We start from the raw sequence: 7,305 nt of genomic DNA, 5'->3' as shown, positions 1-7,305 counted from the left end.
GCATAGCTCAGCCGCAGCAGATTGACATACTCGTTGAGCGTCATGCCCGTCGATTTCTTGAATAGGCTCATGGCGTATTTCGGATGGATGTCGGCGGCAGCCGCAATGTTCACGCAGTCGATGTCGTAGAGGAAATTCTCGGCGATGAAATCGCACATGCGGCCGACATTGCGCGAGGATTGCTGGTCGAAGGGGCTGCCCGCCCCTTGCCCTGCCGTCGTTTCCGGCACCAGCCGGTAGGGCTCGAAACGCACCCGCTCCAGCCGCAACAGCAGCTCGTTGACGGCATGCTCGGCCTTCGCTGCGTCGCCGGAGCGGGCATAGTCGTTCCAGCGTTTGAAATTATCGTTGTCGGACTGATCGGTGGCGTTCGTCACCAGGGTCGCGCCGGTCATCAGCCGGTGCCTGACATCGGCCGGCAAGTRCAGCCGGAAGAAATGCACCAGCGGCAGATGCGCGCCGGCATAGATCGCATCGTCCGTTAGATCGTCCATCCGGTGCGGCAGGCCACCCCAGAACAGGCACATCTCGCCGGCCGACAGCGAGATTTCATGCTCCGCCATACGGTAATGCACGCTGCCGCGCACGATGAAATTCACCTCCACCTGGGCATGCCAATGCGGCTTCAGCATCACCAGCGGGTGGTTATGAAACATCTGCAAAGCCAGCGGCAGGCCTTCGACGCTGCTGGCGCCTGGCTGGTAGAACGGACGCTCCGGCATCTTACTTTCCGCCAATTTCTTTTTCCCTTTGACGGGGACAAGCCTTCCGCGACGCATAATCTAGCCAGGCTCACGGTGAGAGAGCAAACGAAATGGGAGGATTTCAATGCGCACCACACTGACMTGCGCGGCGCTCGCGCTTGCCATCGGCTCCGGCCCCGCCATGGCGCAGTCCGGCGAAATCACGATCTGGAGCTGGGACATCGCTGCGTCGTCGCTGAAGGCCACCGTCGAGGGCTTCAACAAGAAGTACCCCGACATCAAGGTCACAGTTCAGGACCTCGGCAACCAGCCGACTTATGACAAGTCGATCGCTGGCTGCGCCGCCGGYGGCGTCGGTCTGCCCGACATCGTCTCGATCGAGAATGGCGAGGCTGAGAACTACTGGAGCCAGTTCCCGGACTGCTTCGTCGATCTGCACACGCTGGGCTACACCGCCGAGGACCAGAAGAAATTCCCCGACTTCAAGCGCACCGAGCTCGAGGTCGGCGACAAGGCCTACGCCATGCCTTGGGATTCCGGTCCGGTCGCCGTCTTCTATTGCCGCGWCTTTTACGAGAAGGCCGGCGTCGATCCTRCCTCGATCAAGACCTGGGACGATTTCATCRCCGCCGGCAAGAAGATCCAGGCCGCCAATCCGGGCRTGTCGATGACCAATGCCGACTTCAACGGCGACACCGAATTCTTCCGCATGATCTCCAACGAGCAAGGCTGCGCCTATTTCGCCGAGGACGGCAAGTCGATCACGGTCAACCAGCCGAAATGCGTCGACGCCATGACCAAGGTGAAGGAAATGAAGGACGCGGGAATCGTATCCTCGGCCGATTGGTCGACCAAGATCACCAACAACACGGYCGGAACCGTCGCCACCCAGGTCTATGGCGGCTGGTATGAGGGCACCATCCGCACCAATTCGCAGAAGGAAAGCGGCAAATGGGGCGTCTATCTGATGCCGAGCCTGACCGCCGACGGCCCGCGCGCCGCCAATCTCGGCGGCTCCTCGCTGGCCATCACCTCGGCCTCGAAGAACAAGGAAGCCGCCTACGCCTATCTGAAATACACGCTGGAGACCAATGAGGGCCAGATCACCATGCTGAAGGATTTCGGCCTGGTGCCCTCGCTGGTCTCGGCGCTCGACGATCCTTACGTCGCGAAGGGCCTCGACTACTGGGGCGGCCAGGCGGTGTGGAAGGATATCCTTGYCACCTTGCCGAAGGTGGTGCCGAGCCGCGGCACGCAGTTCCAGAGCGACGCCGAGATCATCGTTCGCGCCGTGCAGACGAAATATCTCGGCGGCGGCTACCCGGACGCCAAGGCAGCGCTCGACGACGCCGCCAATCAGATCGCCTCGGCGACGGGCCTGCCGATAAAGTGAGGTGTGGCAACCGATGCAGAAGCAGGAAGGGCAACTACCGCAGCGTCGGCGCTGCCCCTCACCTGCCTGCCGGCATCCTCTCCCCGTATAGTGACGGGGAGAGGAACGCTCTCGTCGATGATTTCGCCGATCGCCAGCGTCGCAACTGCCGCTTTCTCCCCGTTTACGGGGAGAAATGCCCGGCAGGCAGGTGAGGGGCGGYGCCGGCATCAGCGATTGATGCCGCCGACGGAACAACGCAGCACCTGGGCCAAACCTGAGAAAACAGAAGGGAGGAGGAAACGATGCGCTACCGCAACGCCACCGCGTACCGCTTCCTCACGCCCTATCTCCTGATCTTTGCGATCTTCTRGATCTGGCCGATCATCAGCTCGTTCCTGATCTCCTTCCAGGCGACCCGCACCCTGCCGTGGCGCTTTGCGCCGACCTTCAACTGGGGCCGCTTGATCGCCGACCCCGCCTTCCTCAACGCGCTGAAGAACACGCTGCTGATACTGGTCATCCAGGTGCCGGTGATGATTTCGCTGGCGATCGTGATGGCGGTGCTCTTGAATTCGCCGCTGCTCAAGGCGCGCGGCCTCTACCGCTTCGCCYTCTTCGCCCCGGTCGTGGTCGGCGAGGTGGCCTATTCGGCGGTGTTCCGRCTGATGTTCAGCCTCGATTTCGGCATCATCAACAAGCTTTTGAACAGCGTCGGCCTGGAAAAGATCGACTGGTTCTCCAACGTCACGCCGGCCATGGCGCTGATCATGATCGCGGTGACCTGGCGCTGGGCYGGCTACAACGCGATCATCATCCTCGCCGGCCTGCAGTCGATTCCCGAGGACGTCTACGAGGCGGCGACGCTCGACCGCGTCAGCAAGATCAAGCAGTTCTTCYATATCACTCTGCCGCTGTTGAAGCCGGTGATCGTCTTCTGCGCCGTGCTGTCGATCATCGGCACGATGCAGCTCTTCACCGAGCCATTTCTGATCACCGAGCGCGGCGGGCCGGGCGGCGGCACCGAGACGCTGGGTCTGCTGCTTTAYCGCCAGGGCTTCCGCTCGCTCAATTTCGGCTATGCCTCGGCGATCGCCTACACCATGGCGGGGCTCGCCGTCGCCATCACGCTGATGCAGCTCTGGCTGACAAGGGAGCCGAAATGACCTCGCGCTCCCAAAGACGGCTYGGGCGCACGATCGCGCTGCATCYTGTCCTGACCCCGCTGGCGCTGGTCTGGCTGTTTCCGCTGTGGATGATGGTGGTGTTCTCCACCATGCCCGACAACGGTATCTTCAGCCCTGGCATCGAGCTTCTGCCGCACCGTAATTTCCTCGACAATTTCYACAATCTGCAGCGCGACACCAATTTCGTCGGCGCCATCGGCATCTCGGTCTCGGTGGCGGTGACCTACACATTTCTTTCCGTGCTGCTCACCTCGATGGCCGGCTGGGCGCTGGCCCGCTACGAGTTCCTCGGCAAGGGACTGGTGGTGGCGATCATCTTCGGCACCATCACGCTTCCCTATGCTGTGGTGCTGATCCCGCAATTCATCATGGTGGCGCGCGACTTTGCTTTAGCCAACACCTGGATCGCGCTGATCGTGCCGCCGCTGTTCAATTCGCTGGGCGTGCTCTTCATGCGCCAGGCCTTCTCGATGATGCCGGCCGAGCTATTCGACGCGGCGCGGGTCGAAGGCGTCAAGGAATGGCGCATTTTCCTCTTCGTCGCGCTGCCGCTGGCGCGGCCGATGCTGGCGGCACTCGCCATCATCCTCTTCCTCGCCTCGYGGAACAACTATCTCTGGCCGCTTTTGATCAACAGCCAGCCCGGCGCGATGACGGCGCCGGTGGCGCTCGGYACGCTGATCGGTCTCACCAAGGTGTCCTGGGGCGGCATCATGGCCGGCGCCGTGCTGCTGACCGTGCCGATGTTGATCGTCTTCGTGCTCTTGCAGCGTCATTTCATCGCCGGCATCGCCGCCGGCGCGGTCAAGTAGGATAGGAGCGCGATGGCCGCGGTCACACTCACCAATGTCGTCAAACGCTTCGGCACCTTCGAGGTCGTACACGGCGCCAACATCGACATCGCCGACGGCGAGTTCGTCGTCTTCGTCGRCCCGTCCGGCTGCGGCAAGTCCACGCTTCTCAGGATGATCGCGGGACTGGAAGACATCAGCGGCGGCGAGATCGCCATCGGCGGCAAGGTGATGAACRATGTCGAGCCCGCCGATCGCGGCATCGCCATGGTGTTCCAGTCCTATGCGCTCTATCCGCATATGACGGTGGAGCAGAACCTCAGCTTCGGGCTCCGCATGAACGGCAACCCGAAGGCCGATACCGACCGCCGGGTGAAGCGCGCCGCCGAAATCCTGTGCATCGAGGAGCTGATGCAGCGGCGGCCGAAGCAATTGTCCGGCGGCCAGCGCCAGCGCGTCGCCATCGGCCGCGCCATCGTGCGCGAGCCGCAGGTGTTCCTGTTCGACGAGCCGCTGAGCAACCTGGACGCCGAGCTGAGGGTACAGATGCGGGTCGAGATCTCCCGCCTGCACAAGGAGCTCGGCGTCACCATGATCTATGTGACGCACGACCAGACCGAGGCGWTGACGCTTGCCGACCGCATCGTCGTGCTCAAGGCCGGCAATGTCGAGCAGATCGGCGCGCCGCTCGACCTTTATGACGATCCGGCCAACCGTTTCGTCGCCGGCTTCATCGGCTCGCCGAAGATGAATTTCCTCAAGGCGAATGTGATCGAGCAGGACCGGAGGTCCGTGACCGTCGAGCTCGCCCATCATGGCGGCGCCAGGCTGAAGAAGCCGCTCTGCGAAGCTTTGCCGGCTGTCGGCACCGAGGTCGTGCTGGGTGTCCGGCCGGAGCATTTCTTCGAGGCCGGCGAGGGCGACTGCGACATCCCGGTCAAGGCCGATGTCGCCGAGCACCTGGGCTCGGTGAGCTACGTCTACGCCAATGCCGGAGCCGAGGAGCTGATCGTCGAGCGCGAGGCGGCGCGGCAGCGCGCCAGCAGCGACCATTTCACCGTCTCGATCAAGGCAGAACGCTCGCTGCTCTTCGACAAGGCAGGCGCAAGGATCCGCTGACCTGTTTTTCCTTGCCGGCATGCCAGGTATGGCGGCGACCCATGGAGAATTCGACATGACATCTCAACAAATTCGCTGGGGCATCCTCGGACCCGGCAGCATCGCAAGATCCTTTGCCGGCGGCGTGGCGCAGTCGCGAACCGGCGCGCTGGTCGCGCTCGGCGCCCGCAACCCCGGCAAGCCGGGCCTTGCCGAAACCTTTCCGGGCGCGCGCATCCTCGACGGCTATGACGCGCTGCTTGCCGATGAGGAGGTCGATGCCGTCTACATTTCAGTCCCGCATCCAGGCCACGCCGAATGGGCGATCAAGGCCGCCGAAGCCAGCAAGCATGTGCTGTGCGAGAAGCCGCTGGCGCTCACCGCCTTCGAGGCTGATGCCATGATGCATGCGGCGCGCAAGGCCGGCACGTTCTTAGGCGAAGCCTTCATGTACCGGCTGCACCCGCAGACGCTGAAGCTGGTCGAGCTGATCAAGTCGGGCGTCATCGGCGAGGTCCGCATGATCAAGTCGAGCTTCGGCTTCGCCATGCCGGGTTTCATGCCGGAGCACCGGCTCTATGCTAACGAGCTGGCCGGCGGCGGCATCCTCGATGTCGGCGGCTATCCCGTGTCGATGGCCAGGCTGATTGCGGGTGCGGCAGCCGGACAGCCCTTCCTCGAGCCCGACAGGGTGGTGGGCGCCGCCCATCTCGGCCAGTCCGGCGTCGACGAATGGGCGTCCGCGCTGCTCAGCTTCGCCAATGGCATCGTCGCCGAGATCTCCTGCAGCATCTCGCTCAATCAGGATAATGTCCTGCGCATTTTCGGCACCAAGGGCCAGATCGAGGTGCCCGACTTCTGGTTCGCCGGTGGCAACCGCGATGTCGGACCGGGCCGGATCGACGTGATCCGGTCCGGCGGCACGCGCGAGACGATCAGCCTCAACGAGACGCGCCACCTCTATTCCTTCGAGGTCGACGCTGCCGGCGAGGCAATCCTCGCCGGGCGGCAGGAATTCGCCTGGCCCGGCATGGGCTGGGCCGACAGCCTCGGCACGTTGCGGGTGCTCGACAAATGGCGTGCGGCGGTCGGGCTCGAATATGAGATCGAGAAGCCGGCTAAGCGCATCAACACCATTTCCGGCCGGCCGCTTCGAACCGGCGGTAYGGCCATCGGCAAGCGCGCCATCCCCGGCCTGCYGCGGCAGGCCTCGCGGCTGGCGCTCGGYTTCGAGGATTTCCGCACCTTCTCTTCCGGTGCGATCCTGCTCGACGCCTTTTTTGACGCCGGCGGCAACCTGTTCGACACCGGCTTCGTCTATGGCGCCGGCTACACCGAGACGCTGCTCGGCCAGTGGCTCARGAATCGCGGCGTGCGCGAACAGTCGGTCATCATCGCCAAGGGCGCGCATTCGCCACTCTGCTATCCCGACGTGATCGGCAAGCAACTCGCCCAGTCGCTCGACCGGCTGCAGACCGATCACGTCGACATATATTTCATGCATCGCGACAACCCGGATGTGCCGGTCGGCGAATTCGTCGACGCCATGGACCGGGAGGCCAAGGCAGGCCGCATCCGCGRCCTGTTCGGCGGCTCCAACTGGACGATGGAGCGCATGGATGAAGCGATTGCCTATGCCGAGAAGAACGGCAAGCAGAAGCCGGGCGCACTCTCCAACAATTTCTCGCTGGCCGAGATGCTGGAGCCGATCTGGGCCGGCTGCATCACCTCCTCGACCGATGCGTGGAAAGCCTGGCTGACGGCGCGGCAGATGCCGAACTTCGCCTGGTCGAGCCAGGGCCGCGGTTTCTTCACCGACCGCGCCGGGCGCGACCGGACCGACAATGAGGAGCTGGTGCGGGTCTGGTATTCGGAAAAGAATTTCGGCCGCCGCGACCGCGCCATCGAGCTCGCCCGCAAGCTTGGCAAAAGCCCGATCCACGTCGCGCTCGCCTATGTCCTGGCGCAGCCCTTCCCCTCAGTGCCCTTGATCGGCCCGCGGACGCTGGACGAGCTGGAGGACAGTCTCAAGGCGCTGGATATTGCGTTGACCGCGGAGGATCTGGCGTGGCTGGATGAAGGGCCGGAGAGGAGGAGGGCGTAGGTCTGAGATTAGCGAAAGCCGACGCGACGTCCGATCYCCCCCGGAAGGG

General features: G+C 63.6%; 6 protein-coding genes. 5 read left to right on the top strand and 1 reads right to left on the bottom strand.

Annotation, left to right across the window (positions count from 1 at the left end; all coding sequences use genetic code 11):
* Positions 1 to 722 (bottom strand): cupin domain-containing protein (locus ORS3428_RS28110; RefSeq protein ID WP_071101546.1); only part of this gene is annotated, 722 nt, incomplete at its 3' end.
* Positions 723 to 828: 106 nt separating this feature from the next.
* Between ORS3428_RS28110 and ORS3428_RS28105 the strand changes: the two genes are divergently transcribed.
* From ORS3428_RS28105 to ORS3428_RS28085, 5 genes are all read left to right on the top strand, one after another.
* The gene (locus ORS3428_RS28105; protein ID WP_071101545.1) at positions 829 to 2,097 is read left to right on the top strand and encodes an ABC transporter substrate-binding protein; all 1,269 of its coding nucleotides are present in this window, start codon (positions 829 to 831) and stop codon (positions 2,095 to 2,097) included.
* A 284-nt stretch (positions 2,098 to 2,381) separates the two neighbouring features.
* Complete coding sequence (locus tag ORS3428_RS28100; protein ID WP_071101544.1) at positions 2,382 to 3,242, top strand: carbohydrate ABC transporter permease; 861 nt, start codon at positions 2,382 to 2,384, stop codon at positions 3,240 to 3,242.
* Positions 3,239 to 4,075, top strand: coding sequence for a carbohydrate ABC transporter permease (locus tag ORS3428_RS28095; protein ID WP_071101543.1), 837 nt, complete (start codon positions 3,239 to 3,241; stop codon positions 4,073 to 4,075). The genes ORS3428_RS28100 and ORS3428_RS28095 overlap by 4 nt, the downstream gene beginning before the upstream one ends.
* Before the next feature lie 12 nt (positions 4,076 to 4,087).
* A complete protein-coding gene (locus tag ORS3428_RS28090) occupies positions 4,088 to 5,173 on the top strand; it encodes an ABC transporter ATP-binding protein (protein ID WP_071101542.1) in 1,086 nt (361 codons plus the stop codon).
* Positions 5,174 to 5,228: 55 nt separating this feature from the next.
* Complete coding sequence (locus ORS3428_RS28085) at positions 5,229 to 7,256, top strand: aldo/keto reductase (protein ID WP_071101550.1); 2,028 nt, start codon at positions 5,229 to 5,231, stop codon at positions 7,254 to 7,256.
* The last annotated feature ends 49 nt before the right edge of the window (positions 7,257 to 7,305 follow it).

Origin of the sequence: Mesorhizobium sp. ORS 3428 (assembly GCF_001854785.1) — a bacterium.
Classification (GTDB): domain Bacteria; phylum Pseudomonadota; class Alphaproteobacteria; order Rhizobiales; family Rhizobiaceae; genus Mesorhizobium.
The sequence above is the reverse complement of the archived record's forward strand: the minus strand, read 5'-3'. Positions and strand labels throughout refer to the sequence as shown.